The sequence below is a fragment of the Rahnella sp. BIGb0236 genome (assembly GCF_004364755.1).
Lineage (GTDB): Bacteria > Pseudomonadota > Gammaproteobacteria > Enterobacterales > Enterobacteriaceae > Rahnella > Rahnella victoriana.
Genome location: NZ_SOAO01000002.1, coordinates 134,507 through 161,119, shown reverse-complemented (window position 1 = coordinate 161,119; position 26,613 = coordinate 134,507). Strand labels below are relative to the sequence as shown.

Sequence of the window (26,613 nt, the reverse complement as noted above, 5' to 3'; positions counted from 1 at the left end):
CATTACGTTTACAAGAACAGATTGTCACAGACGGCGATTCACGCACGCCGGATCTCAGATGTGAAGTTGTCCGCTGAGAGGCTGCCGGTAACGGAGCCATTGCGTGGTAACATTTTCGGAGGAAGTCCTGTGAACAAGTCAATGTTAGCTGGGGTCGGTATCGGAGTGGCTGCGGCGTTGGGCATTGCTGGCGTTGCAAGCATGAATGTCTTTTCATCTGGCCCGCAGTACGCGCAGGTTGTCAGCGCGACGCCAATCAAAGAAACCACCAAAACCCCGCGTCAGGAATGTCGCAACGTGACCGTCACTCACCGACGCCCTGTACAGGATGAGCATCAGATTGCCGGTTCGGTACTGGGTGCTGTCGCCGGGGGGGTACTGGGTCACCAGTTTGGTGGCGGCCGCGGACGTGATGTCGCGACGGTAGCCGGTGCGCTCGGGGGCGGTTATGCAGGTAACCGCGTGCAAAGCAGCATGCAGGAAAACGACACGTACACCACGCAGCAGCAACGCTGTAAAACCGTGTACGACAAGGATGAAAAAACGCTGGGTTATGATGTGACCTATAAAATAGGCGATCAGCAAGGGAAAGTGCGCATGGACCACGATCCGGGTACCCAGATCCCGCTGGATAAAAGCGGACAGCTGCAACTTACCCGGACCTGATGTCAGGGTAACGCAGACTGCAACGAGCCTGAGGCGCAAACCTCAGGCTTTTTTTATGCCGTTTTTATGCTTCACGATGTCAGCCATGACAGCCAGGGCAATCTCCGCGGGGGTTTTACTGCCGATGGCTAAGCCAACCGGTGCGTGCACACGGGCAACATCCTCATGGGAGAAATCCGCAATACTTTGCAGCCGCTCACGGCGGCGGGCGCTGTTGCGCTGAGACCCCATCGCGCCGATATAAAACGCCGGAGTATTCACGGCTTCCATCAGCGTCAGGTCATCCATTCGCGGATCGTGGGTCAGTGCCACAATCGCGGTATTGGCATGACAGCCCTGCTGCTCGAGATACTTTGCCGGGAACTGCTTTTCCAGCCGGATATCCGTTTTCAGTGCGGGGAGAAAATTCTCCAGCACGTCATCGCGACACTCGCACACCACCACCTCAAACCCCAGTGCGCTGGCAAACTCCGCGCAATACAGCGCGACGGCGGATAACCCGGCAATCAGCAGACGCGGTGCGGCCGCCAGATGCAGCGTCACCGTGTTGCCGTCGTGTATCACCTGCGTGCCGTGCTGATAATCCGTCAGGGCCAGATGATCACAGGCGGCAGGCAGCGTCAGTGTTTTACTGAGCGCGTAATGTCCCGCCAGCGCCATGCCCATCTTTTGCAGATAATCCACACTGCTCGTGGTCGCGGGCAGGTATTCGATCAGAACATCCAGAGCGCCGCCGCAGGGCAGGGCAATATTCGGCGTCAGCCCGCCTTCGCCGTAGCGCACCACCTGACTGGCCTGCAGATAATCGCCAGCCGCAAGGCGCTGTAAAAAATCCTCTTCGACACAGCCACCTGAAAGCGAGCCACAAAAGTGCCCGTCACGGGTCGCCGCCATCAGTGCGCCCGGCGCACGCGGGGAAGAACCGTAGGTCGCCAGCACGGTACACAACCATACCGGCTGATGGGCCAGCCATCCGGCGGCCTGAGAAATAACCTGATTATCAAGATGCTGCATGCAGATTTCCGTACGAAATAAGCGGGAGAGTGGGGAACCAGCGGGTGCGCGGTGATGACAGGATTTTATGCTGTTTCCTGCGACGGCGGATTCAGATGCCTGCCCCGGTTTTTTCCGCCCGGGTATCGCTTTTATACCCCGTCAGTGGCAATGAAATCTGTCTCATCTGGCGTTAATCCCTTTTGTTCATTGTTTGCGCAACAGAAATAATTATCGCATTAATTTGCGCAAAATTGTGAATGAAATATTAAAAATGTGTGATTCATCATGACTTGCAGAAAGCCGTACACCTATAATCCACCGCGTTAAACGGTATTTTCAGGATTTTAACGGTCATGAAATTACCGAATTATAAGAAAGATAATAAGAAGCAAAGGAATTTATGAGCAATTTCAACCCGTCCAGGCGGCGCTTTGTGAAAGGCGCTGTGATCGCTGGTGTCTCCGTTTATCTCGCGCCGTTGCACAGCCGTGCTTATGCCGCGCTGTTCGAAGAAAAAATTCTGCAATCTCCGCAATGGGATGCGCAAAACAAACGCGTCCGTTTCCGTATTGATGGCAAAGCGAAAGTCATGGGGCAAAAAGTGTTTGCCCGTGATATCCGCGCTCAGGACATGCCGCACTGGCCGCAAAAACAGGCGCACGCCTTTATCATCCGCGTGACCGAAGCCGATAAAATGTATACCGGGTTAGACCTCTCCCTGCTCGGTGAGGATTTACAGCCCGATCAGCTGGTCACCGCCGATGTGCTGGCCCGCGACGGACTGGCGTTTCCCGCCTTTTATGGCGAAGACATGCTGCTGCCGGAAGGCAAAACCCCGGCCTATCTGGGGCAGGCGGTGGCGATTCTGGTGTATCAGGATTTCGCCCGGTTCCGTTTCGCCAAAAATGCTCTCAAATTCAAAGACAACGTGGTGCGCTACGGTGAGAAAACCGGACCGCTGGAACGGGATCCTTGGGGCACGTTCCGTTTTGTGCGTGTCGGCGGCGAAACCGCTTTTGAAGACGATACGTTCTCCAGCCTGAAAGACATGCCGGTATTCCCGGTCGGGATGCGCAAGCACCTGCCGGTGTGGCCGGAAGGGCGCGAAGGCGGCAAGCTGGATGAGCAGGGCATGTTCTACGCCGGTGAAATGGCGGAGGAACTGAAATCGCCGCCGCAGGACTGGCTGGTGATGTCGCGTAAATTCACCACGCAGTCGGTAGATACCTCGGCCCTCGAACCTGATAACGCGAACGGCTGGTACGATGCGGCGACGCAAACCCTGCATATGGTGGTGCCGACCCAGTCGCCGCAGGAAGTGGCGGACGAGATGCCGCGTATGATGGCGAAATCGCACCGCACGGTAAAAACGCTGATCATGCATCCGTGTTACACCGTCGGTTATGGCTCTAAAGATCACTACAACTTCCCGTATTACGGTGCGGTTGCGGCGATGTACGGCGACGGTTTGCCGGTGCGTCTGGCCAATGACCGCTTCGAACAGTTCCAGTCTTCCCTTAAACGCCACGCGTTTGACATGAATTACGACATCGCCGTTAACCGTAAAACCGGTATGTTGCAGTCCTTCCATGCGGCGATGACCGCAGATGGCGGCGGGCGCAGCAACTTTACACCGTCGGTGGTGATGGTGGGCGCAACCGCTGCGCAGTCGATTTACTACTTCCCCAAAAGTGATTTATCCGCCGTCGGGCTGGCCTCGCGCGCGCTGGATGCCGGGTCTGCCCGTGGCTACGGCACGCTGCAAAGTATGGCCGCCACTGAAATGATGATGGATGAGCTGGCCGCCGAACTGAAGCTGGATCCGATCGCGTTTCGTTTACGCAACGTGCTGAAATCCGGCATGAAAAATACGCAGGGTGCCATTCCGGCGGGGGCAATCCGTGCCGATGAAGTGCTGGAAAAATCCGCGGTTCATCCGTTATGGACCGAGCGCGAGACGCGTAAGGCAGAGTACGAAAGCCAGCATCCCGGCAAGCGTTATGGCGTCGGTTTTGGTTGCGTGCAGAAAGATTTCGGTACCGGTGCGGAAACGTCATTTGCCCGCGTTGAAATCAGTGAAAAAGGCGAAATCAGCCTGTGGCACAGCGGCGCAGAAATGGGGACGGGCATGTCCACCTCGCAGTCCGTATTGTGCGCTGAATGGCTGGGAAAACCGGCGGAACAGGCCCATTTCTCGGTGACCGACTGGTCGGTACTGCCGGTGGAAACCAGCGGCGACCCGTACATTATGTCGCAGGAAGAGCAGGATAAATTGCAAACCAATCCGCGCTGGTCGCCGTCTTACTGTTCGCCGTCCAGCGCCAGTAACTCGGCTTATTACTTCTCGCACAGTACCCGCGAGGCGGCACGCCTGATCTTCGACAACGGCATCTGGCCGGCGGCGATGGCTATCTGGCAAACCGGCATCGGCGGCGGACAGGCTGCGCCTTATGTCGTGCGCAAGGAAGATGCGCGCTGGGTGGAAGGGGGTCTGACGGCTAACGGCATGCAAATTCTCAGCCTCGAAACGCTGGCGAAAAAAGCCTACGAGATGAACGGCATAACCGGTGCGGCGGTGCATGTTTTCAACCGCTGGCAATGGGCGGAAGCGGATTTCACCCTGAATAATGTGCGTCAGCGTATTCCGGTGGATGGCATGGCGGTGCGCAACGGCGCGGGCGAATTCCGCACGCTGGCGCGCGACGCGGTGTATTACCCGCCGACGCAGCGCAACAACGCGTCTGTGACCTATTACAGCGCGGTGGGCACACTGGCCGAAATCGCGGTGGAGATCGCCACCGGCAAGGTCGAACTGCTGACCCATCATTCGGTGATGGAGTGCGGCAATCTGATTGTGCCGGAGCTGGTTTCCGGCCAGTTGCAGGGCGGGCTGGCGATGGGTATCGGCCACGCATTACACGAGTATTTGCCGCTGTACGAAGACGGACCGGGCAACGGAACGTGGAATTTTAACCGTTACCATTTGCCGCGTGCCAGCGATGTGGCGGTCTGGAAACAGACCAGCGATATCCTGCCCGCGCTGTCGGAAACCGATCCGCCGAAAGGCATGGCCGAGGTGGTGATGATCCCGGTGGTCGCCGCGCTGGTTAACGCCATCGCCCATGCCACCGGCCATCGTTTCCGTGATTTGCCTGTCCGTGCTGAAAATATTCGTGAGGTTTTACAATGAGCATCAAAACGCAGCCTTTAACGCTGACCATTAACCATCAACAATACGGCCCGCTGGAGGTTCCTGAAGGCCTGATGATGATCGACTTCCTGCACGAATATGTTGCGCTGACCGGTTGCCGTCTCGGCTGCGGGCAGGGCATCTGCCACGCCTGTGTCGCCATTGTCGACCATGACAGCGGCACCAGCGAAGAAGTCCGCACCTGCATCACCGGCGCACATTACTTCAACGGCAAAAAAGTGCGTACCGTCGAAGGCCACGCGAAAACCGATGACAAAGGGGAAGTCACGCTGTCGCCGGTTCAGCAGGCTTTCATGGAGCATTACAGTTTTCAGTGCGGTTACTGCACGCCGGGCTTTGTGAACGCCGCGACCCTGTTGCTGGAACGTCTGGCAAAACATCCGGTGGCGCTGTCAGAACTGGAAGGCGCGATTAACGGCGCGCTGGAAAATCACATCTGCCGCTGTACCGGTTATGTGCGCTATTACGAAGCGGTGCGTGACGTGGTGCTGAAAACCCCTGGCCTGATCCGGGAGCCTGTGTGATGAAAAAACGTCTTTTCCTCGCGCTGCTGGCGGTGATTATCATCGTGATTGCCGTGCTGTGGTGGCGGGAAAACCGCACGCCGGATGGCCCGCTGCAAAAAGTCACGGCGGATAGCGCACAGATTGAACGTGGCCGCTATCTGGTACAGGCGTCTGACTGCGCGGCGTGCCATACCGCGTCCGGCGGCGCACCGCTGGCAGGCGGTTATCCGCTGGAGACGCCGTTCGGCAAAATCTTTGGCAGCAACCTGACGCCGTCGGCGGAGCAGGGGATTGGCCGCTGGACGTCAGATGATTTCTATCTGGCGCTGACGCAGGGTGTGGCGCCGGGCGGACGTCATCTGTATCCGGCAATGCCTTACACCTCGTACAAAGGCGTGAGCCGTCAGGATTCAGACGACATGTATGCGTTTCTGATGACCCGTCCGGCGGTGGATCAGCCGGTGCCGGAGAACGAAATGCCTTTCCCGTTCAATCAGCGTATGGCGATGATCGGCTGGAATTTGCTGTTCCGCACATCCGATCCGATGCCGGCCAGCTCGCCGGGTAATTCGGCTGACTGGCAGCGCGGGAAATATCTGACGGACGTGCTCGGCCACTGTGGCGAATGCCATACGCCGCGCGGCAAACTGGGTCAGATGGATACGGATAACAATCTGCAGGGCGGCACCCTCGGGCGCATCACCGCGCCGGATATCACGCCGCAGGCGCTGGCGCAACGTGGCTGGAACCCGGCGGATCTGAGCCGTTTCCTCGCCACCGGTTTTGCGCCGCAAGGTTCGGCTTTTGATGAAATGCACAAGGTTATCGATCTCAGTACCCGTCATCTGACCGACGCCGATCATCGTGCGATAGTCACCTATCTGCTGGGCGATAAACCGCCAGCGGCAGTGGCGGTGGAAACCCGACAGGGCGGGAATGACGCCGGACGGATCACCTATCTCGATCAGTGTTCCGGTTGCCATATGGCGGACGGCGCGGGTAAACCGCATGTGGCGGTGGCGATGCAAAACAACGCCACATTGCGCCAGCCGGATGGTCGTAACCTGATTGTTTCGGTGCTCGATGGCTTACCGGCGCAGGAATTCCCCAACGGTGAAAGTATGCAGCCGATGCCGGGTTTTGCTGACCGTCTGAACGATGCGCAAATCGCGGACATGGTGAATTATCTGCGCGTGACCTTTGGCGGTCTGCCGGGGAATATCACCCCCGATCAGGTGAAAGCCTTGCGAAAACCTTAGCGGATAGCGGAATGAACCTGTAAAAAAGCCCGGTGAATGAGGCATTCACCGGGCTTTTTCTTTTCTTCCGTCGTCAGTCTCAGATCAGATGCTCAGTAAACTCACTCAGCATGTCACCGACAAATTTCAGGCGTTTTGGGCGGTCAGTCAGATCCAACATAAACTTCAGCTTGGTCGGACCGTCGAGACGATACACCTGCGGCTGTTTTTGCAGCAGACCGATCAGGAAGCCCGGATCGACACGGTTCTTATCACCGAATTCGATAAAGCCACCGCGCTCGTTGCCTTCGATACGCCGGATGCCCAGCTCTTTAGCCTTCAGGCGCAGCACGGCAATCTGCAACAGATTGCGCGCGGCGTCCGGCAGCGTGCCGAAGCGGTCGATCAGCTCCACGCGCAACTCGTCCAGTTCACCTTCGGTCTTCGCGCTGGCAATGCGTTTGTACAATGACAGGCGGGTATTGACGTCAGGAATGAAATCTTCCGGCAGCAGCGCAGGCATGCGCATTTCGACTTCCGTCTGGCTGGTGGTTAAATCCTCCAGCGACGGCTCGCGGCCTTCCTTCAGCGCTTCGACGGCGTTTTCCAGCAATTCCATATACAGCGAGAAACCGATGCTGGTCATCTGACCGCTCTGGCCTTCACCGAGCAGCTCACCTGCACCACGAATTTCCAGGTCATGCGTCGCCAGCGCGAAACCGGCACCCAGGTCTTCCAGCGAGGCGATGGCTTCCAGACGTTTATGCGCATCAACAGACATGGCTTTCGGCGGCGGCGTCAGCAGATAGGCATAGGCCTGATGATGTGAACGCCCGACGCGGCCACGCAACTGGTGTAACTGCGCCAGACCAAAGTGATCGGCGCGTTCGATAATGATGGTATTCGCCGTCGGAATATCGATACCCGTTTCGATGATGGTGGTACACACCAGCACGTTAAAACGCTGATGGTGGAAATCATTCATCACGCGCTCAAGATCGCGTTCACGCATCTGCCCGTGACCGATAGCAATACGCGCTTCCGGCACCAGTTCGGCCAGACGCTGCGAGGCTTTTTCGATATTCTCAACGTCGTTGTAAAGATAATAAACCTGCCCGCCGCGCAGAATTTCACGCAGTATCGCCTCGCGCACCACCAGGCTGTCGTACTCGCGCACAAAGGTTTTGACCGCCATACGACGCGCGGGCGGTGTGGCAATAATCGACAGATCGCGCATACCGCTCATCGCCATATTCAGCGTACGCGGGATAGGCGTTGCGGTCAGGGTCAGAATGTCGACATCCGCGCGCATCGCCTTAATACGTTCTTTGTGACGCACGCCGAAACGGTGTTCCTCATCGACAATCAGCAAGCCGAGATCTTTCCAGCGCAGGTCGCTTTGCAGCAGTTTGTGCGTACCGATAATAATATCGACTTTGCCTTCCACCGCGTCTTCCAGCACGGCGTTTTGCTCTTTGGCACTGCGGAAACGCGACATCATTTCGATGCGCACCGGCCAGCTGGCGAAGCGGTCACGGAAGTTATCAAAGTGCTGTTGCGCCAGTAAGGTGGTCGGGACCAGCACGGCAACCTGCTTGTTGTTGGACACTGCGAGGAAAGCCGCGCGCATCGCCACTTCGGTTTTCCCGAAACCGACGTCGCCACACACCAGACGGTCCATCGCCAGCGGTTGCGTCATGTCGGTCAGCACGGCATTAATGGCCTGTGACTGATCCGGCGTGGTTTCAAACGGGAAAGCCTGACAGAACAGCTGATACTGTTCTTTATCGTGTTTGAAGGCGAAACCGCTTTTGGCTTCGCGCTGGGCGTAAATATCCAGCAGTTCGGCGGCCACATCACGGACTTTCTCGGCGGCTTTCTGCCGCGCTTTCGACCAGGCTTCACCGCCGAGTTTATGCAGCGGCGCGCTTTCGTCTGCGCCACCGGCATAGCGGCTGATCAGATGCAGCGACGAGACCGGCACGTACAGTTTGTCTTCACCGGCGTAAGTCAGGATCAAATATTCAGCGGTGATGCCGCCGGTTTCCAGCGTGGTCAGCCCGAGATAACGGCCGACGCCGTGTTCGACATGCACCACCGGCTGGCCGGGACGCAGTTCCGCCAGATTGCGGATCAGCGTATCGGTATTAATCGAGCGGCGGCTGTCCTGACGGCGGCGCGCCACGCGCTCACCCAGCAGATCGCTTTCGCAGATCAGCGCCAGTTGTTTATCCGCATCGAGAAAACCGCGTTCGCACGCGCCAATCATGATGTAACGACCGGCGGTGTCGGCTTCTTCAATGCGGGTAATCAGCGTCGGCATCAGCTTGATGCGGGCCAGCAAATCCTGAAGTGTTTCGCGTCGGCCTTCACTTTCTACCGAGAACACCAGACTGCCTGTAAAAGCTTCATTGAAGCGGCGCAGGTTATCCATCGGCGTTTTGTTCTGCGGCTGAACGGAGAGGTCCGGCAGCTTTTCGTAGCTCAGATTGGTGTTCGCGGCTTTCTTCGGCAGCGAATCGGTGCGCAGTTGCACGCGCGGCCAGGCTTTCAGCTCGCTGTACAGTGAATCGACCCGCAGCCACAGGTTTTCCGGCTCAAGCAGCGGACGCATCGGATCGACGCGGCGGCTTTCATAACGCTGGCAGGCATCCTGCCAGAAACGCTCGGCGGCGGCTTCCAGATCGCCGGTGTTCAGCACCAGCGTATTCTCCGGCAGATAACTGAACAGCGTGGTCAGCGGCTGACTGAAAAACAGCGGTTGCCAGTATTCGATACCGGCCGGGAAGGTGCCTTTGCTGACCTGCTGATAAACGTGTTCGGCGTCGCGGCGCACTTCAAACTTTTCGCGCCACTGGCTGCGAAACAGCTCAATGGCATTTTTGTCGGTCGGGAATTCATGGGCGGGCAGCAGATTGATGTGATCCACTTCGGTCAGCGTGCGCTGGGTATCCACATCAAAAATGCGCAGGCTGTCGATTTCATCATCAAAGAAATCAATGCGGTAAGGTTCTTCGCTGCCCATCGGGTACAAATCGAGCAGGGCGCCACGGGTGGCAAACTCACCGTGCTCCATCACCTGATCGACGCTGCGGTAACCGGCCTGTTCCAGCTGTGCACGCAGTTTATCGCGCGACAGTTGCTGGCCTTTTTTCATTACCAGCGCGTGGCCGTGCAGGAACTCATGCGGGCAGACGCGCTGCATCAGCGTATTCACCGGCAGAATGATAATGCCGCGTTCCATCGTAGGAAGCTGATACAAACTGGACAGACGGGATGAAATGATTTCCTGATGCGGCGAAAAACTGTCGTACGGCAGCGTTTCCCAGTCCGAAATACTCAGGACTTTGTTGTCAGTAAACTGTTGAATTTCATCGCGCAGGCGCAGGGCATTTTGCATATCAGGCGCAACCAGCAGAACCGGACCGGTATGGCGTTCACTGATTTGAGCACATTCCAGCGCGCAGGCGGAGCCGGTGAGCTGGCCTAACAGGCGGGTGTCACCCGGACGTTCAGGCAACGAATAACGATAATCTTGAGACATAGGCTGTTTTGAGTTCTCGTTTTGGCGGCTGTCGGAGGCCAATTAGCAGACCGTATCTTGCTTTGCAGGGGTAATCGGGGTCAACCCGTTGTCTGTATAAAAGGGTCAGCGGCGTCACAAAGTTAAACCGATTACTTTGGGTTAATGGTTCCATAAAGCGGTGCTAGCCTTTATTATCCTTGATCACTTTAGTCTGCGCCACGCACTTATTTGCGGCCAAGCACTTAAAACGGATGTTATGTATCAACCTGTCGCGTTATTTATCGGTCTGCGCTACATGCGCGGACGTGCTTCGGACCGCTTCGGGCGGTTTGTTTCCTGGTTATCCACCATTGGTATCACTCTCGGGGTGATGGCGCTGGTCACCGTGTTATCCGTGATGAACGGGTTTGAGAAAGATCTGGAAGGTAACATTCTCGGTCTGATGCCTCAGGCGTTAATCACCACACCGGGCGGATCGCTTGATCCACAGAAAATCACGCATGATCAGGTGTCTGCGCTGAAAAGTGTCAACCGCGCGGTGCCGCTGACCACCGGCGATGTCGTGCTGCAAAGCCCCGGCAGCGTCGCGGTGGGCGTGATGCTCGGGGTTGATCCACAACAGAAAGATCCGCTGGCGAAATACTTAATTGGGGTTGCCCAGCAGGAACTTCAACCCGGTAAATACAACATCATTCTGGGCGATCAGCTGGCGCAGCAGTTAAAAGTGCGCCGTGGTGATCAGTTGCGTCTGATGGTCACCAGCGTCAGCCAGTTCACGCCGGTCGGGCGCGTCCCGAGCCAGCGCCTGTTCAACGTGATCGGCACCTTCTCCGCCAACAGCGAAGTGGATGGTTACCAGATGCTGGTGAACATTCAGGACGCCTCACGCCTGATGCTTTATCCGAAAGGTAACGTGACCGGCTGGCGTTTGTTCCTCGACAAACCGCTGGACGTCGACAGCCTGAGTGCGCAAAAACTGCCGGACGGTACCAGCTGGAAAGACTGGCGCGAGCGTCGCGGCGAGCTGTTCCAGGCCGTGCGCATGGAGAAAAACATGATGGGGCTGTTGCTGAGCCTGATCGTCGCCGTTGCCGCGTTTAACATCATTACGTCACTGGGATTACTGGTGATGGAGAAACAAGCTGAAGTCGCGATCCTGCAAACGCAGGGCCTGAGCCGCCGCCAGATTATGGCGCTGTTTATGGTGCAGGGCGCCAGTGCCGGTGTGATTGGCGCATTGCTAGGTGCCGTACTGGGCGTGGTGCTGGCCACTCAGCTGAATACCATTATGCCGGCTATCGGGCTGATGCTCGATGGCGCGTCGCTGCCGGTCGATATCGAACCGGTTCAGGTCGTTGTCATTGCGCTGGTCGCCATGGCAATCGCCTTATTATCTACGCTTTATCCTTCCTGGCGCGCTGCTGCCACCCATCCCGCAGAGGCTTTACGTTATGAGTAATTCTTTATTATTGCAGTGTGAAAACCTCTGTAAGACTTATCAGGAAGGCAAGATGCACACCGACGTACTGCGTGACGTGAGCTTCGCCATGCAGCCGGGTGAGATGATGGCGATCGTCGGGACGTCCGGTTCCGGTAAAAGTACCTTGCTGCATCTGCTGGGCGGACTGGATTCACCGACGTCCGGCGAAGTGATTTTCAAAGGTCAGTCGCTGAACAGCATGTCATCTTCTGCCAAATCTGAACTGCGAAACCGCGAACTGGGCTTTATTTATCAGTTCCACCATTTGTTGCCTGATTTCACCGCGCTGGAAAACGTGGCGATGCCGCTGCTGATCGGCAAAAAGAAATCTGCCGAAGTGCAGGAGCGCGCGCTGGCGATGCTTGAGGCGGTTGGGCTGCAACACCGCAGCAATCACCGTCCTTCCGAGCTTTCCGGCGGTGAACGTCAGCGTGTGGCGATTGCCCGTGCGCTGGTGAATAACCCTTCGCTGGTGCTGGCCGATGAACCGACCGGTAACCTCGACCAGCGCAACGCAGACAGCATTTTTGAACTGCTCGGCGAACTGAATGTGCGTCAGGGCACCGCGTTTCTGGTGGTGACTCATGACCTGCAACTGGCCAACCGTCTGACGCGTCAGCTGGAAATGCGTGACGGCAAGCTGCAGCAGGAATCGATGTTGCTGGGAGCGAAGTAATGTCTGGCATTCCTTTTTCATTATTGATTGGCCTGCGCTTTAGTCGCGGGCGCCGCCGCAGCGGTATGGTGTCGCTGATTTCGGTGATTTCAACGTTAGGCATCGCGCTGGGCGTGGCGGTGCTGATCGTCGGCCTGAGCGCCATGAACGGGTTCGAGCGTGAACTGAAAGAGCGCGTACTGGCGGTGGTGCCGCACGGCGAAATCCGTCCGGTGAACCAGCCGTTTAACAACTGGCAGGGTGTGCTGGATCGGGTGGAAAAAGTGCCGGGCATTGTCGCGGCAGCGCCTTACATCCAGTTCAATGGCCTGATCGAGCACGGTGCCAAACTGCGTGCCATTCAGCTGAAAGGCGTGGATCCGCAGAGCGAACCGCGTGTCAGTGCCGCGCCGAAATTTGTGCAGAACAACGCATGGCAGAATTTCAAAGCCGGTCAGCAGCAGCTGATCCTCGGCAAAGGCGTGGCCGATGCCGTAGGCGTGAAGCAGGGCGACTGGGTGACGGTGATGATCCCCAACAGCGATCCGGAAATGAAGCTGTTGCAACCGAAACGTATCCGTTTGCAGGTTGCCGGGATTTTGCAGCTCAGCGGTCAGCTTGATCACAGCCTTGGCATGGTGCCGCTGGCCGATGCCCAGCAATATCAGGACATGGGCAGCAGCGTGACCGGCATTGATATCAAAGTGAACGATGTCTTCGCCGCACAAAAACTGGTGCACGACGCCGGTGAAGTGACGCAGGCTTACGTTTATATCAGCAGCTGGATCGGGACTTACGGATATATGTACCGTGATATCCAGATGGTCCGCGCTATCATGTATATGGCGATGGTGCTGGTGATCGGCGTGGCCTGTTTCAACATCGTCTCGACGCTGGTGATGGCGGTAAAAGATAAAAGCAGTGATATTGCGATTTTGCGCACACTGGGCGCAAAAGACGGGCTTATCCGCGCGGTCTTCATCTGGTACGGTTTACTGGCGGGGCTGGTCGGCAGCGTGGCCGGTGTGGTGATCGGCGTGATTGCCGCTTTCCAGCTGACAAATATCGTCAACGCCTTGCAAAAACTCACCGGACATCAGTTCCTGTCCGGCGATATTTATTTTATCGACTTCCTGCCCTCTGAAGTGCACTGGCTGGATGTCGCGGGTGTGCTGGTCACCGCCCTGGTGCTGAGTTTGCTGGCAAGCTGGTATCCGGCACGCCGTGCAAGCCGTATCGATCCTGCCCGCGTGCTCAGTGGCGGCCAGTGATCCTTTTTTAAGAACCGTATTATTCAGACACAGAGAGTAAGGAGCACGTTATGCGCACACGTCATCGTCTGTGTCGGTTTCGCAAAAATAAACGCATTCGCCATCAGCGGTTCCGGTCGAATATTTTCCACCGTGATTCGATGGCGGCTGCGTCGCTGAAGAAACCGTTTGTTGTGGTGCTGACCGGCGCAGGGATTTCCGCCGAGTCAGGCATCCGTACTTTCCGCGCTGCCGATGGCCTGTGGGAAGAACACCATGTTGAGGATGTGGCGACGCCGGAAGGCTACCGCCGTGATCCTGAACTGGTGCAGCGTTTTTATAACGAACGCCGCCGCCAGTTGCAGGCTGAAGATCTCAAACCTAACGCCGCGCATTATGCGCTGGCTACGCTGGAAGAGGCGCTCGGCGACAACTTCCTGCTGGTCACGCAGAATATCGATAATCTGCACGAGCGGGCGGGCAGCTCCCGTGTGATCCATATGCACGGCGAATTGCTGAAAGTGCGCTGTACACAATCGGGTCAGGTGCTGGACTGGCCGGGCGACCTGAGTGTGGATGACCGCTGTCACTGCTGCCAGTTCCCGGCACCGCTGCGTCCGCACATTGTCTGGTTTGGTGAAATGCCGTTTGGCATGGATGAGATTTACGATGCGCTGGCAAAAGCCGATTTCTTTGTCGCCATCGGCACGTCCGGGCATGTCTATCCGGCGGCCGGTTTTGTTCACGAGGCGCGTATCGGCGGTGCCTGTGCCGTGGAACTGAATCTTGAGCCAAGCCAGGTAGAAAGCGAATTTGATATGAAGCACTACGGACTGGCGAGCCAGGTGGTGCCGGAATTCGTGCATAAATTCCTGACGAAGAAAGATGAAGCCTGGTCGTAGACCGGGCTTTTTTTCCTGTTCATCCGCTGTAAAGCCAAAAAATTGCGCCTGCCCCATAACGTTATCCCGTTAAACTTGGTGAAAAATGACCTGACGCAATATTCACGGTTTTCATGCTGCGCATAATAAAACCCAGCTGCCAGAGGATACCCAAATGAATAAGTTGCTTGATCGTTTTCTTCATTATGTTTCTTTCGATACCCAATCTAAGCCCAATGTTAAACATACGCCCAGCACCGACGGGCAACTCAAGCTGGCGCAGGCACTGCGTAATGAACTGACTGAACTGGGTTTTTCACAGGTAACGCTCAGCGATAAAGGCTGCGTGATGGCAACCTTGCCGGGAAACGTGGCCTGGAAGGTACCGGTGATTGGTTTTATTTCCCATCTGGATACCGCGCCTGATTTCACGGCCAAACACGTTAATCCGCAAATTGTGGAAAATTATCGCGGCGGCGATATTGCACTGGGAAATGGCGACGAAATTTTATCACCGGTAATGTTCCCCGTGTTACATCAGCTTCTCGGCCACACGATCATTACCACCGACGGCAAAACCTTGCTGGGGTCAGACGATAAATCCGGCATTGCCGAAATCATTACCGCGATGGTGCGGCTGAAGGACAGTAATATTCCGCACGGGCCGGTGCGTATCGCGTTCACGCCAGATGAAGAAATCGGTAAGGGTGCGCAGAGTTTTGATGTACCGGCCTTTGGCGCAGAATGGGCTTATACCGTGGATGGCGGCGGGGTGGGGGAACTGGAGTTTGAGAACTTTAACGCGGCCTCTGCGACGATCAAAATTGTCGGTAACAACGTGCATCCGGGCAGTGCCAAAGGGGTGATGGTCAATGCCCTGTCGCTGGCGACGCGTTTCCACAACGAATTGCCTGTGGAAGAAACACCAGAACATACTGAGGGTTACGAAGGGTTCTATCACCTGACGACCATCAAGGGCAACGTTGAGCGCGCGGAAATGCATTACATCATCCGTGACTTCGACAAAACCCAGTTCGAAGCCCGTAAGCAAAAAATTATTGATGTCGCCCATGTGGTCGGCAAGGGGTTGCATCGCGATTGCTACATCGAAGTGACGCTCGACGACCACTATTACAACATGCGCGATAAAGTGGCCAAACATCCGCATATTATCGCGCTGGCGCAGCAGGCGATGAAAGACTGTGACATTGAGCCGATCATGAAGCCTATCCGCGGCGGTACGGACGGCGCGCAGCTTTCCTTCCGGGGTTTACCGTGCCCGAACATTTTTACCGGCGGTTATAACTTCCACGGCAAACATGAATTCGTCACGCTCGAAGGGATGGAAAAAGCGGTGTCAGTGATTATGCGTATTGCTGAGCTGACAGCAAATAAAGCGAAATAACGGATTGTCGCGGCTTTATATCATTAGAATCCCGATGATATAAAGCCTTTTTTATTCTTTATTATCAATGTATTATCTCTGATGTTATTATTAATTTAATAATCAATAATAACTTATAATATATCGAGGATTTATATCCATATTTTGTATTTTTCCTCATTTATTCCCTCATGTAAAATACCTCTTTTATTTCTACGGATTATAGTTAATGGAATTAAAAGATGTTTTATCGTTGCGTAATGTGGTCAGGTCCCGCATCCCGAATGAGAACAGAGGAACTCACTATAATGCCTGGGTTTTAATCTGGTATCCTGACGGAGGGAATGTAGGGCATGCGTCAATGTTTATTGGCGATATTCAGGAGACCAGTCCTTATGTCAGCTGGTGGCCACAAACCGAAGATAAAAAAATCATGTTTGGTAAATATCCTTCAAGAATTAGTTGTCAGGGAAATACAAGTACAACAACGTATCGCTCTGACGCCCATACAGAAGGTAATGCTCCCGATGTGATTTACGGGTTAATAAACCTGGATGAAAGTGCGATGAAAATAGCCTGGCATGACATTTGTCATAAAGCAGGGGGATCATCATTTCGTACCGTTGGGAAGAATTGCGCTGATATTGTCAGTCGTGTCATCAACGCGGGGCTTGTCGGTTCACCGTTTCGCGCTAAAGCCTTTGGTTGTATGCACGGTGGTTTTTTACCCTGCACCCCTAAACGTGTTGGGATAGCCTGTAATTATCTCAGAGATAAAGATGTCGCACTGAAAATAAGTTTACATGCCAAATCACTGAACCTTAATCCCGTTAAACGCCTGCTAAAACTTCGGTAAATTTGCCGGGTGATAAAACCCGGCAATAAAGATGTTTCCTGTCTGGTTTGTTTTTTTGACAGTGGTGAAAAAATGCAGGTCTGTCAAATAATAGAGTGTGGGGAGTTAATTATCGTGTGATGATAAAATTGGAAAAACCTGAATGACTCATGCTGTTACTTTATTATTTCTGGCCAGAATATTAGTCAATAAAATAGAAGGGTTATTAATAAATACAGGGCGCCGAAGCACCCTGTATGAAATAAGAAAAGTAAATATCGCTTACTCTCAGTCGTTAAAGTACCAGTAACCGCTGTTGACCAGCGCAGAGATCAACGCGAGGAAGGATGGGTCATCCAGCGCATCGCCCAGCATTTCTTTGGTCACAGTTTTGTGACGGGCAATGGCGTCCACCGCAGCGATGTATTCCGTGGTCATGGCTTCGCCGTTGACGTAGCAGGTATCCCCGACGCGCAGCACGCGCAGGCCACCCAGCCGCTCCAGCGTTTCACCGGAGTCCAGCAACTCATAAATTTCACCGGCCTGATAAGGCGGCTCCGGCGGCGCCAGATCCAGTTCGTGGCGGGACTGGGAAATAAATTCACCGAACCAGCTGTTGAAGTGCGTCGGGTTACCAATCAGATCCAGCATCATGGAACGCAGTTTATTCAGTTCCGCAGGCTGGACTTCAGCCGGATGCTCACGTTCAACCAGTTCCGGATCGCTGTAACGATGGCTGCCCAGTTCGCGGGAAAGCACGTAATCGGCAAAACCGCTGACCATTTCACGGGCGTTTGGTGCACGGAAACCGACAGAATAGTTGAGGGAGTTTTCCAGCGAATAACCGTCATGCGGGAAACCCGGCGGAATGTAGACGATATCGCCGGGTTCCAGCTCTTCGTCAATAATGGCGTCGAACGGCTCGACCTGGAGCAAATCAGGGTGCGGGCAATGCTGTTTCATGGCGACTTTCTCGCCCACACGCCAGCGGCGACGGCCGGTGCCCTGAATGATAAAGACATCGTACTGATCAAGGTGCGGGCCTACGCCACCGCCGGGCACCGAGAAGGAAATCATTAAATCGTCCATGCGCCAGTCCGGGATATGGCGGAACGGCGTCATCAGATGGGAAGAGGGTTCGTGCCAGTGATCGACCGCCTGAACCAGTACCGACCAGCCGGTTTCGCCCAGATGATCATAACTCTCAAAAGGCCCGTGGCTGACATTCCATTTACCGTCGTGATTGCTGACCAGACGGCTGTCCACTTCATTTTCCATCGCCAGACCGGCCAGTTCGTCCGGAGAGATCGGATCGACGAAATTTTTAAAGCCGCGCTTTAATACGACAGGGCGCTTTTGCCAGTAACGCTGCAGGAAATCATTCCAGTCTAGGTCGAGTTGGTAATCCATAGTATTTCCCTTGCATTAAATGGAGGGTGATAAAGAAGAGGCGTGTCTGTAAAGGATTATAACGGAAGGTGTTGCGGCTGAGTTGGGCAATTGCCAGCAAATTTCGCACTATGGCTAAGATTGCGCCGAAATATGCTGGCAAAATGGGCAGATAAAACGCTACTCCAGATCGATACCCTGTTGCAGGCCAAAACAGACGCGCATGCTGGCACCGCCGAGCGGGCTGTCGCCGATGATAATTTTGCCGTCGTACTGTTCGATGATGTCGTTAGCCAGCGAAAGCCCGAGTCCTTGCCCCGGACGCAACGTATCGGCACGTTGTCCGCGCTGGAAAATCACTTCACGTTTACTTTCCGGAATGCCCGGACCGTCGTCTTCAATCAAAATCACAAGCTGGTTTTCAGTGTGTACGGCGCTGATTTCGACGAACTCCAGACAATATTTGCAGGCGTTATCGATGACGTTACCCATCACTTCCATAAAGTCATTTTTCTCACCGACAAAGGTGATTTCCGGCGAAATGTCCACGGTGATCACCACGCCTTTGCGCTGGTACACCTTGTTCAACGCCGAGCACAATCCGTCCAGAATTGCCGGTACGGAATGCACTTCACGGATCAACAGGTTTTGTTCAGAACGTAGCGTCGCACGATGCAGGTAATAACCAATCTGCTGAGAGATGCGGCTGATTTGCTCGAGCATCACCGGTTCCGCTTCTTCTATCGTGGTCTGTTTGCCATTGCGCAGGGCGCGCAGGGTGGACTGTAATACCGCCAGCGGCGTTTTCAGGCTGTGCGTCAGATCCGCCAGTGTGGTGCGATAACGATCGTAACGGCCACGCTCGCCATGCAACAAGATATTCAGGTTACGCACCAGTCCGCGCAGTTCGCGGGGCGGGTTTTCATCCAGCGATTCACGTTCGTGCGTTTCCAGTTCGGCGACCTGATGGATAAGCTCTTTGATCGGCCGCAGGCTCCAGTATGCCGCCAGCCAGAGCAGCGGCACGACCAGCAGCAGGTTTGCCAGCAGCACATAGCTGAACCATTCCCAGACCAGATCCGAACGCTGCAATTCCTGCGGAATGGTATCGACCACCACAATGTTCAGCGCGGGCAGGCGCGAGGTAGCATTGTAGGTATTCACCGCAATGGAGTGGGTCATCGCATTGGCGTCGGTGTCGTCATAATCCTTCAGCTTGTCCTGCGCCTGCGGGTTATTGCCCAGCACTTCGCTGCTGATTTGCGTGTCGGTATCCAGTTCGTAGAAGCCCGGTTTGTTCATCCAAGCTTTGTCGATATGCGCTTCCAGCTCAGGAATGCGCCGCTCGGCCCACAGCAGTTTGCCTTTGCCGTCATAGATAAACACCAGTGTCGGCGTATTCAGATCGAGATCCGGCGGGACATTGATGGAAAGTTTTCCATCACGCCATTGGGCGAGGCTGAAGAAGAGGTTACTTTCGCCACGCAGCAAACGGTAGGCCGTTTTGTCGAAACTCACCATATAGCCGACCACCGCCACCAGCCCGTAGGCCAGCGACAGGGCAAGCACCACCGCAGCGGTCGCCATCATAAAGCGGACGCGAAGGGAGAACGGTTTCCGGGTACGACGTCCTTTCATGAAGCGTCCTTTGAACATGCCGGTGATTACGGACGAATGTCGAAGCGGTAACCCTGACCGCGTACGGTCGTGATCACGTCAACCGGATGTTCTGCCTGTAATTTTTTACGCAGACGGCCCATCAGTACATCGACGGTATGGCTTTCACGCAGCTCAGCATCAGGATAAAGCTGAAGCATCAGTGAGTCTTTGCTGACCACTTTACCGGCATTGCGGATCAGCGTTTCGATAATGGTGTATTCGAACGCGGTCAGTTTGATTGGCTGCTCATTAACCGTCAGTTCACGGCGTGACAGATCAATCTGGAAAGGTTGCAGCGTGATCACCTGGGAGGCAAGGCCGCTGTTACGGCGCATCAGCGCCTGCATACGCGCCAGCACTTCTTCCAGATGGAAAGGTTTGGTGACGTAATCGTCAGCACCGGCTTCCAGCACCGCGACCTTATCCTGCCAGCTTTCACGGGCGGTGAGCACCAGAATCGGCAAATTGGTCTGATGGCTGCGCCAGCGGCGGATCAGACTCAGACCATCTTCACCCGGCAAACCGAGATCGACAATGGCGATATCCGGCGCGTGTTCATGCAAAAAATAGTCTGCTTCTTTCGCGTCTTCTGCTGCATCGACCTGATGGCCCATTTCCCGCAGTTGAACCGAAAGGTGATGACGGAGCAGAGCGTTATCTTCAATAACTAAAATTCGCATGGTGATTCCTTATCCTGACAGCGCGGAAAATGGTTTAAATATTCTGAGGGCAATGGTAAATGATTCAGAAACATTTTAATCAACCTGAGGTCAACGCGGGCGCGTCAAACCTCAACAGAACCTAAACGAATTATAAACGGCTTCCGTCAGAGACGGCATAAAAAAGGCGACCCTGAGGCCGCCACCTGAATATAACAGGGTAAAAACTTACTTCAGCTCGTCAACCATGGTGGTGGCGCGACCAATGTAGTTACCCGGTGTCATGGCTTTCAGACGTACTTTTTCGTCTTCCGGTAATTCCAGAGAATCGATAAAGGCCTGCATCCCGGCCGCATCAACACGTTTGCCGCGGGTCAGTTCTTTCAGCTTCTCATAAGGCTTTTCGATGCCGTAACGACGCATCACGGTCTGGATTGGCTCCGCCAGCACTTCCCAGTTGTGATCCAGTTCATTCGCCAGATTGGCTTCGTTCACTTCCAGCTTGCTGACGCCTTTCATGGTGGCCTGATATGCAATCAGCGCGTAGCCCAGACCCACGCCGAGGTTACGCAGCACGGTGGAATCCGTCAGGTCGCGCTGCCAGCGGGAAACCGGCAGTTTGCTGGCCAGATGCTGCAATACCGCATTGGACAGACCGAGATTACCTTCGGAGTTTTCGAAGTCGATCGGGTTCACTTTGTGCGGCATGGTAGACGAACCGATTTCGCCCGCGATGGTGCGCTGCTTGAAGTGGTTCAGGGCAATGTAACCCCAGATGTCGCGGTCGAAGTCGATCAGGATGGTGTTGAAACGCGCCACGCAGTCAAACAGTTCGGCGATGTAGTCATGCGGCTCGATCTGGGTGGTGTACGGGTTCCAGGTAATGCCCAACGACGTGACAAACTCTTCGCTGAACTGATGCCAGTTCACTTCCGGATACGCCACGATGTGCGCATTGTAGTTGCCCACGGCACCGTTGATTTTGCCGAGGATGTCGACGTTCTGCAGTTGCTTAAACTGGCGATCCATACGGTACGCGACGTTAGCCAGCTCTTTCCCGATCGTGGATGGCGTTGCAGGCTGGCCGTGGGTACGGGACAGCAGCGGAATGTCGCGGTATTTGTGCGCCAGATCTTTCACGGCATCAATAATCTGCTTCCAGTACGGCAGCACAACGTCCTGACGTGCGGTTTGCAGCATCAGCGCGTGGGACAGGTTATTGATATCTTCAGAGGTACAGGCGAAGTGAATGAATTCAGACACCGCGTGCAGGGCAGGGATGGCGGCCACTTTTTCTTTCAGGAAGTACTCAACCGCTTTGACGTCATGGTTGGTGGTTTTTTCGATATCTTTAATGCGCTGTGCGTCATTAACATCAAAATTCGCCACGATCTGGTCGAGGAAAGCGTTTGCGTCGGCATCAAAAGCAGGAACTTCCTTGATTTCTGCACAGGCTGCCAGTTTTTGCAGCCAACGTACTTCAACCTGCACACGGAATTTCAGCAGGCCAAATTCGCTGAAAATAGTACGCAGCGCGCTGACTTTATCACCGTAGCGTCCATCAACGGGGGAAACGGCGGTCAGTGAGGATAATTCCATCGGTAGCAACTCCTGGGATCTTATTAACAATGAGCGAGAATATTTTTCGCCTGTTCAAACAAGCGATTACGGGAAAACATCAGTTGCAGACGGCCACCGCCGACCTGGTGCCACAGTACCGCAGAACGGATACCGGCCAGCAGAATGGCGCGAACCTTCGCCTGCACCTGAGCATTTTGCAAAATAGTCGGCGAACCGGTGACCTGAATGCGCGGACCCGCCGGGCTGACCACATCGACATAAATCGAGGCCAGGGAACTGATCATCGTTTCTGATTCCAGTTCGAAATGTGCCAGCTGACGATCAAGCTGATCGATGCGTTCACCGAGCTGATTCATGGCGGCTTTATTGGCGTACAGTTTGCGCTCCAGCACCATCAGGCTTAATGCGTAACGCGTTAACTCAGCGCCCGGCCCCTGACGGTTGGCGTTCAGGACGCCCAGCAGCGTCTCCAGTCCCATCTTCAGATTAGCTTCATTATTACCGTACACCGCCAGCGTGGAGGCCGGATTCATTTCCAGCAAACTGCGCAGTGATACTGACATTTCTTCCTGCGAGCACTGGCCTTCGTGTGCCAGTTGCTGAACCAGGCGCGCTGCCTGACAGATCCCCGCCAAAGCCAGCGTAATGTCATAATAATTTTTAGCCACGTTTACTCCTGTAAGCGTTTTGAAACGATGAGACGCGGTGACAAAGAAACAGCCCAAATTCATGGCGACAGATCATGCCATAAAACGGCTCCTAAACACAGTTCGGAATCAGTGCAGAGTGTCATCGCCGGACAGAAATAAAGCGGGACGCCCGAAAGCGTCCCGTATTCAACCACATATTTGAGCCGTATCAGCCTTGCAGCGGCAGGCGTTGTTCAATGATGCCCCCGCCGAGACAGATTTCGCCGAGGTAAAACACGGCGGACTGACCCGGTGTGACGGCAGCAACCGGTGCATCGAAACGCACCTCGATGCGGTCTTCACCCAGTGGCGTCACCACGCACGGAATATCTTCCTGACGGTAACGGGTTTTCACGGTACAGGTCAGCGGCGCGGTCAGCGTCTGGCGATCGACCCAGTGCAGCTGTTGGGCAATCAGACCGACGTTCATCAGGCGCGGATGTTCGTGTCCTTGTGCGACGTAGAGAATGTTGTTCTCCACATCCTTTTCCACCGTGTACCACGGCTCTTCGCTGCCGTCTTTCTGCCCGCCGATGCCCAGACCTTTACGCTGGCCGAGTGTGTGATACATCAGCCCCTGATGTTGTCCCATCACCTGACCGTCCACGCTTTTAATCACGCCCGGTTGTGCCGGTAAATAGCGGCCAAGGAAGTCACGGAATTTACGCTCACCGATAAAGCAAATGCCGGTAGAGTCTTTTTTCTTCGCAGTGATCAAATCCAGTTCTTCGGCGATACGACGAACTTCAGGTTTTTCCAGCTCACCGACCGGGAACAGGCTTTGTGCGACCTGCTCGTGACCGAGCGTGTAGAGGAAATAGCTCTGATCTTTGTTGCCATCAACGCCGCGCAGTAAATGGCTGACACCGTCGATATCCTGGCGGCGGACATAGTGACCGGTCGCGATATAATCCGCGCCCAGATCTTCAGCTGCAAATTCCAGGAAGGCTTTGAATTTGATTTCTTTATTGCACAGGATATCCGGGTTTGGCGTGCGTCCGGCTTTATATTCCTCAAGGAATAATTCGAACACGTTGTCCCAGTATTCCGCCGCGAAATTCACGGTGTGCAGTTCAATACCGAGCTTGTCACAAACGGCTTGTGCATCCGCAAGGTCAGTGGCGGCTGTGCAATATTCTTCGTCGTCATCCTCTTCCCAATTTTTCATGAAGAGGCCCTCAACCTGATAACCCTGCTGTTGCAGAAGGTACGCAGAGACAGAGGAATCGACACCGCCGGACATCCCGACGATCACTTTTTTCTGGCTGTTGTCAGACATAATAGTCCCGAAACACATGAATTAATTGCCCGGTACTGACGGTGTTTATTCTGATGCTTGACTCACGAGGATGAAGGCCGCGCGCATCCAAAACATCACAAAAAACCGAACACCACAGAAACCGAACAGAGAGGTACTGCTACTAAGATTTCACGCGAGGTAAATCGTGAAGCGCAAAATTTTATCACGTCAGGCCGGTTGCTGCATCGCTGATTAACTGCGTGGCAACAACCGGAGAAGGGCCGTTATTCCGGCAGATTGAAATTGTGCAGGATTTCCAGAGGATAACGCGGCGATTGCTGATAGCAGCGGATGCTTTCGGCCACCAGCGGCGAACGCAGTTGCGCAGACCCGAGAATGTCCTCAGCGGTGACCCAGCGGCACTGGTCGATATCATCGTCCTGCGGCGCGGTGTCTTGCATTTCAGGCAGATCAATCACGAAGGCGAAACGCAGGAAAGGCGTGCCGTCCGGCGCCTGCCACTGATGTAAACCGAGGAATGACTGCGGCTCGGCGTGGATGCCGGTTTCTTCGTACAGCTCGCGTTTTGCGGCGCTGATTAAGGTTTCATCGGCTTCGAGATGGCCGGCAGGCTGGTTCCAGGTGACGTTGCCGTGAATGGTTTCTTCAACAACCAGAAACTTTCCCTGTGCCTGCACCACGCAGGCGACAGTGACGTGCGGTTTAAACATGTGGGATTTCCTTCCATTGGCCGGGTTGCAAGTCGCCGAGGGTGTAGTTGCCCATGCTGTAACGGATGAGGCGCAGCGTGGGTAATCCCACATGCGCGGTCATGCGTCGCACCTGACGGTTTCTTCCCTCGTACAAGGTGATTTTTAACCACGCGGTCGGGATCGTCTTGCGTTCACGAATGGGCGGATTGCGCGCCCAGAGCCATTCCGGCTCCGGCACAATCTCGGCGCCAGCGGGCAGGGTAGGCCCGTCTTTTAGCGTGACGCCTTCGCGCAACGCCTTCACCGCCGCTTCATCCGGTTCGCCCTCGACCTGAACAAAGTAAATCTTACCGGTGCGTTTCCCCGGCTGGGTCAGCGCAGCCTGCAGTTTGCCATCGTTGGTCAGCACCAGTAAACCTTCGCTGTCCCGGTCAAGACGCCCTGCGGCATAAACATCTGTTAATGAAATGTAATCTTTAAGTGTCGCCCGACCCGCTTCATCAGTGAATTGTGGCAGTACATCGAACGGTTTATTGAAAAGAATCACCTTAAGCGGCCCTTTTGGGGCAGATTGTGCTCTGGCGGGCCTTTTGCTGAAACGTTTAACGTTGTGATTTTTAAAAGATAGCGGGTTCATAGGCATTGAAGTTAGAGAGAATTAGCGCATTATACTTGAAAAATGTTTCGGATTGGCTAGCGAGAAATATTCGAGTAATATCGACCGGCATCTTACAAATTTTTAACAAAAATGCGCTCGAAGGAGAGGTTAATGGAAAGCAAAGTAGTTGTTCCGGCTGAAGGTAAAAAGATTACAGTAGACGCTCAGGGTAAACTGGTCATTCCTAATAATCCTGTTATCCCATTTATCGAAGGTGATGGCATCGGTGTTGACGTGACGCCTGCCATGATCAAAGTCGTTGATGCGGCTGTTCAGAAAGCCTACAAAGGTGAGCGTAAAATCTCCTGGATGGAAATCTACACCGGCGAGAAATCCGTAGAGCTGTACGGTAAAGACGTCTGGCTGCCAGAAGAAACCCTCGATCTGATCCGTGATTACCGTGTTGCTATCAAAGGCCCACTGACGACGCCAGTTGGCGGCGGCATTCGCTCCCTGAACGTGGCACTTCGCCAGCAACTCGACCTGTACATCTGTCTGCGTCCGGTACGTTATTACACCGGCACACCAAGCCCGGTGAAACGCCCGGAAGACACCGACATGGTGATTTTCCGTGAAAACTCCGAAGACATCTATGCCGGTATCGAATGGAAAGCGGGTTCTGCTGAAGCCGATAAAGTGATCAAGTTCCTGCAAGACGAAATGGGCGTGAAGAAAATCCGTTTCCCACAAGAGTGCGGTATCGGTATCAAACCTTGCTCTGAAGAAGGCACCAAACGTCTGGTTCGCGCGGCGATTGAATACACCATCACCAATGATCGTGATTCACTGACGCTGGTTCATAAAGGCAACATCATGAAGTTCACCGAAGGTGCCTTCAAGGATTGGGGCTACCAGCTGGCGCGTGAAGAGTTCGGCGGTGAGCTGATCGACGGCGGCCCTTGGGTGAAAATCAAAAACCCAAACAACGGCAAAGACATCATCATTAAAGACGTGATTGCCGATGCATTCCTGCAACAGATCCTGCTGCGTCCTGCTGAATACGACGTGATCGCCTGTATGAACCTGAACGGTGACTACATTTCTGACGCCCTGGCGGCGCAGGTTGGCGGCATCGGTATCGCACCGGGCGCAAACATCGGTTCTGATTGCGCGCTGTTTGAAGCCACTCACGGTACTGCACCGAAATATGCCGGTCAGGACAAAGTGAACCCGGGTTCAATCATCCTGTCTGCAGAAATGATGCTGCGTCATATGGAATGGTTCGAAGCCGCAGACCTGATCGTAAAAGGCATGGAAGGCGCAATCGCGGCTAAAACCGTGACTTACGATTTCGAACGTCTGATGGAAGGCGCCAAGCTGCGTAAATGTAGCGAGTTTGCCGACGACATGATCGCAAATATGTAATTGCGGGATAGTTGAAAGATCAGCGGAGGCTT

The 26,613-nt window shown here is 54.7% G+C and carries 21 protein-coding genes; 11 read left to right on the top strand and 10 right to left on the bottom strand.

Annotated features, from left to right (window positions below):
* Nucleotides 1-129: 129 nt before the first annotated feature.
* Nucleotides 130-666 carry a glycine zipper 2TM domain-containing protein gene (locus tag EDF78_RS04165; protein ID WP_095921353.1) on the top strand — a complete coding sequence of 179 codons (537 nt, stop codon included), beginning with the start codon at nucleotides 130-132 and terminating at the stop codon, nucleotides 664-666.
* Nucleotides 667-708: 42 nt separating this feature from the next.
* On the opposite strand, the gene EDF78_RS04160 is transcribed toward EDF78_RS04165, so the two are convergent.
* Entirely contained in the window at nucleotides 709-1,680 is a 972-nt protein-coding gene (locus tag EDF78_RS04160) for an XdhC family protein (RefSeq protein ID WP_133822638.1), read from the bottom strand.
* Nucleotides 1,681-2,062: 382 nt separating this feature from the next.
* Between EDF78_RS04160 and EDF78_RS04155 the strand changes: the two genes are divergently transcribed.
* Genes EDF78_RS04155 through EDF78_RS04145 form a run of 3 tightly spaced genes read left to right on the top strand, consistent with a single transcriptional unit; the run spans nucleotide 2,063 to nucleotide 6,638 of the window.
* Complete coding sequence (locus EDF78_RS04155; protein ID WP_133822637.1) at nucleotides 2,063-4,852, top strand: molybdopterin cofactor-binding domain-containing protein; 2,790 nt, start codon at nucleotides 2,063-2,065, stop codon at nucleotides 4,850-4,852.
* Entirely contained in the window at nucleotides 4,849-5,397 is a 549-nt protein-coding gene (locus EDF78_RS04150) for a (2Fe-2S)-binding protein (RefSeq protein ID WP_133822636.1), read from the top strand. The genes EDF78_RS04155 and EDF78_RS04150 overlap by 4 nt, the downstream gene beginning before the upstream one ends.
* Entirely contained in the window at nucleotides 5,397-6,638 is a 1,242-nt protein-coding gene (locus EDF78_RS04145) for a cytochrome c (RefSeq protein WP_119826459.1), read from the top strand. Before EDF78_RS04150 ends, EDF78_RS04145 begins: the two co-directional genes overlap by 1 nt.
* Before the next feature lie 79 nt (nucleotides 6,639-6,717).
* On the opposite strand, the gene mfd is transcribed toward EDF78_RS04145, so the two are convergent.
* The gene (mfd, locus tag EDF78_RS04140) at nucleotides 6,718-10,161 is read right to left on the bottom strand and encodes a transcription-repair coupling factor (protein ID WP_133822635.1); all 3,444 of its coding nucleotides are present in this window, start codon (nucleotides 10,159-10,161) and stop codon (nucleotides 6,718-6,720) included.
* 238 nt (nucleotides 10,162-10,399) lie between these two features.
* On the opposite strand from mfd, the gene lolC reads away from it, so the two are divergent.
* The 6 genes from lolC to EDF78_RS04110 all read left to right on the top strand — a co-directional run bounded on the left by lolC (nucleotide 10,400) and on the right by EDF78_RS04110 (nucleotide 16,649).
* Complete coding sequence (gene lolC / locus EDF78_RS04135) at nucleotides 10,400-11,602, top strand: lipoprotein-releasing ABC transporter permease subunit LolC (RefSeq protein WP_119826455.1); 1,203 nt, start codon at nucleotides 10,400-10,402, stop codon at nucleotides 11,600-11,602.
* Nucleotides 11,595-12,299 (top strand): lipoprotein-releasing ABC transporter ATP-binding protein LolD, encoded by a 705-nt coding sequence (lolD, locus tag EDF78_RS04130; protein WP_112291103.1) that lies wholly within the window; start codon nucleotides 11,595-11,597, stop codon nucleotides 12,297-12,299. Before lolC ends, lolD begins: the two co-directional genes overlap by 8 nt.
* On the top strand, nucleotides 12,299-13,549 hold the full coding sequence (gene lolE, locus EDF78_RS04125) for a lipoprotein-releasing ABC transporter permease subunit LolE (RefSeq protein ID WP_037037364.1): 1,251 nt from the start codon (nucleotides 12,299-12,301) through the stop codon (nucleotides 13,547-13,549). The genes lolD and lolE overlap by 1 nt, the downstream gene beginning before the upstream one ends.
* A 50-nt stretch (nucleotides 13,550-13,599) precedes the next feature.
* The gene (gene cobB / locus EDF78_RS04120) at nucleotides 13,600-14,430 is read left to right on the top strand and encodes a Sir2 family NAD+-dependent deacetylase (protein ID WP_119826453.1); all 831 of its coding nucleotides are present in this window, start codon (nucleotides 13,600-13,602) and stop codon (nucleotides 14,428-14,430) included.
* Between the two features lie 154 nt (nucleotides 14,431-14,584).
* Nucleotides 14,585-15,814: a peptidase T gene (gene pepT, locus EDF78_RS04115; RefSeq protein ID WP_133822634.1), complete on the top strand. Its 1,230-nt coding sequence runs from the start codon at nucleotides 14,585-14,587 to the stop codon at nucleotides 15,812-15,814.
* A 208-nt stretch (nucleotides 15,815-16,022) separates the two neighbouring features.
* On the top strand, nucleotides 16,023-16,649 hold the full coding sequence (locus tag EDF78_RS04110) for a hypothetical protein (protein ID WP_133822633.1): 627 nt from the start codon (nucleotides 16,023-16,025) through the stop codon (nucleotides 16,647-16,649).
* A gap of 267 nt (nucleotides 16,650-16,916) precedes the next feature.
* Here EDF78_RS04110 and EDF78_RS04105 read toward each other — a convergent pair whose 3' ends face one another.
* From EDF78_RS04105 to rluE, 8 genes are all read right to left on the bottom strand, one after another.
* Nucleotides 16,917-18,038: a cupin domain-containing protein gene (locus EDF78_RS04105; protein WP_133822632.1), complete on the bottom strand. Its 1,122-nt coding sequence runs from the start codon at nucleotides 18,036-18,038 to the stop codon at nucleotides 16,917-16,919.
* 159 nt (nucleotides 18,039-18,197) lie between these two features.
* Nucleotides 18,198-19,655, bottom strand: coding sequence for a two-component system sensor histidine kinase PhoQ (gene phoQ, locus EDF78_RS04100; RefSeq protein WP_095921365.1), 1,458 nt, complete (start codon nucleotides 19,653-19,655; stop codon nucleotides 18,198-18,200).
* A gap of 26 nt (nucleotides 19,656-19,681) precedes the next feature.
* Nucleotides 19,682-20,356 carry a two-component system response regulator PhoP gene (gene phoP, locus EDF78_RS04095; protein ID WP_095921366.1) on the bottom strand — a complete coding sequence of 225 codons (675 nt, stop codon included), beginning with the start codon at nucleotides 20,354-20,356 and terminating at the stop codon, nucleotides 19,682-19,684.
* A gap of 207 nt (nucleotides 20,357-20,563) precedes the next feature.
* Complete coding sequence (gene purB, locus EDF78_RS04090; RefSeq protein ID WP_095921367.1) at nucleotides 20,564-21,934, bottom strand: adenylosuccinate lyase; 1,371 nt, start codon at nucleotides 21,932-21,934, stop codon at nucleotides 20,564-20,566.
* A 23-nt stretch (nucleotides 21,935-21,957) separates the two neighbouring features.
* Nucleotides 21,958-22,584, bottom strand: a complete 627-nt coding sequence (hflD, locus tag EDF78_RS04085; RefSeq protein WP_095921368.1) for a high frequency lysogenization protein HflD — start codon at nucleotides 22,582-22,584, stop codon at nucleotides 21,958-21,960.
* A 190-nt stretch (nucleotides 22,585-22,774) separates the two neighbouring features.
* Nucleotides 22,775-23,884, bottom strand: coding sequence for a tRNA 2-thiouridine(34) synthase MnmA (gene mnmA / locus EDF78_RS04080; RefSeq protein ID WP_133822631.1), 1,110 nt, complete (start codon nucleotides 23,882-23,884; stop codon nucleotides 22,775-22,777).
* A gap of 245 nt (nucleotides 23,885-24,129) precedes the next feature.
* Nucleotides 24,130-24,576 (bottom strand): NUDIX hydrolase, encoded by a 447-nt coding sequence (locus tag EDF78_RS04075; RefSeq protein ID WP_095921369.1) that lies wholly within the window; start codon nucleotides 24,574-24,576, stop codon nucleotides 24,130-24,132.
* The gene (gene rluE / locus EDF78_RS04070; RefSeq protein ID WP_133822630.1) at nucleotides 24,569-25,195 is read right to left on the bottom strand and encodes a 23S rRNA pseudouridine(2457) synthase RluE; all 627 of its coding nucleotides are present in this window, start codon (nucleotides 25,193-25,195) and stop codon (nucleotides 24,569-24,571) included. The genes EDF78_RS04075 and rluE overlap by 8 nt, the downstream gene beginning before the upstream one ends.
* 132 nt (nucleotides 25,196-25,327) lie before the next feature.
* Between rluE and icd the strand changes: the two genes are divergently transcribed.
* Nucleotides 25,328-26,581, top strand: coding sequence for an NADP-dependent isocitrate dehydrogenase (gene icd, locus EDF78_RS04065; protein ID WP_056778851.1), 1,254 nt, complete (start codon nucleotides 25,328-25,330; stop codon nucleotides 26,579-26,581).
* The last annotated feature ends 32 nt before the right edge of the window (nucleotides 26,582-26,613 follow it).

Coding starts and splice junctions, on each gene's coding strand:
- lolE (WP_037037364.1), top strand. CDS start 12,299: ATGTCTGGCATTCCTTTTTCATTATTGATTGGCCTGCGCTTTAGTCGC.
- phoQ (WP_095921365.1), bottom strand. CDS start 19,655: ATGAAAGGACGTCGTACCCGGAAACCGTTCTCCCTTCGCGTCCGCTTT.
- EDF78_RS04105 (WP_133822632.1), bottom strand. CDS start 18,038: ATGGATTACCAACTCGACCTAGACTGGAATGATTTCCTGCAGCGTTAC.
- phoP (WP_095921366.1), bottom strand. CDS start 20,356: ATGCGAATTTTAGTTATTGAAGATAACGCTCTGCTCCGTCATCACCTT.
- icd (WP_056778851.1), top strand. CDS start 25,328: ATGGAAAGCAAAGTAGTTGTTCCGGCTGAAGGTAAAAAGATTACAGTA.
- cobB (WP_119826453.1), top strand. CDS start 13,600: ATGCGCACACGTCATCGTCTGTGTCGGTTTCGCAAAAATAAACGCATT.
- lolD (WP_112291103.1), top strand. CDS start 11,595: ATGAGTAATTCTTTATTATTGCAGTGTGAAAACCTCTGTAAGACTTAT.
- purB (WP_095921367.1), bottom strand. CDS start 21,934: ATGGAATTATCCTCACTGACCGCCGTTTCCCCCGTTGATGGACGCTAC.
- EDF78_RS04145 (WP_119826459.1), top strand. CDS start 5,397: ATGAAAAAACGTCTTTTCCTCGCGCTGCTGGCGGTGATTATCATCGTG.
- EDF78_RS04150 (WP_133822636.1), top strand. CDS start 4,849: ATGAGCATCAAAACGCAGCCTTTAACGCTGACCATTAACCATCAACAA.
- EDF78_RS04160 (WP_133822638.1), bottom strand. CDS start 1,680: ATGCAGCATCTTGATAATCAGGTTATTTCTCAGGCCGCCGGATGGCTG.
- pepT (WP_133822634.1), top strand. CDS start 14,585: ATGAATAAGTTGCTTGATCGTTTTCTTCATTATGTTTCTTTCGATACC.
- EDF78_RS04075 (WP_095921369.1), bottom strand. CDS start 24,576: ATGTTTAAACCGCACGTCACTGTCGCCTGCGTGGTGCAGGCACAGGGA.
- EDF78_RS04155 (WP_133822637.1), top strand. CDS start 2,063: ATGAGCAATTTCAACCCGTCCAGGCGGCGCTTTGTGAAAGGCGCTGTG.
- mnmA (WP_133822631.1), bottom strand. CDS start 23,884: ATGTCTGACAACAGCCAGAAAAAAGTGATCGTCGGGATGTCCGGCGGT.
- mfd (WP_133822635.1), bottom strand. CDS start 10,161: ATGTCTCAAGATTATCGTTATTCGTTGCCTGAACGTCCGGGTGACACC.
- lolC (WP_119826455.1), top strand. CDS start 10,400: ATGTATCAACCTGTCGCGTTATTTATCGGTCTGCGCTACATGCGCGGA.
- EDF78_RS04110 (WP_133822633.1), top strand. CDS start 16,023: ATGGAATTAAAAGATGTTTTATCGTTGCGTAATGTGGTCAGGTCCCGC.
- rluE (WP_133822630.1), bottom strand. CDS start 25,195: ATGAACCCGCTATCTTTTAAAAATCACAACGTTAAACGTTTCAGCAAA.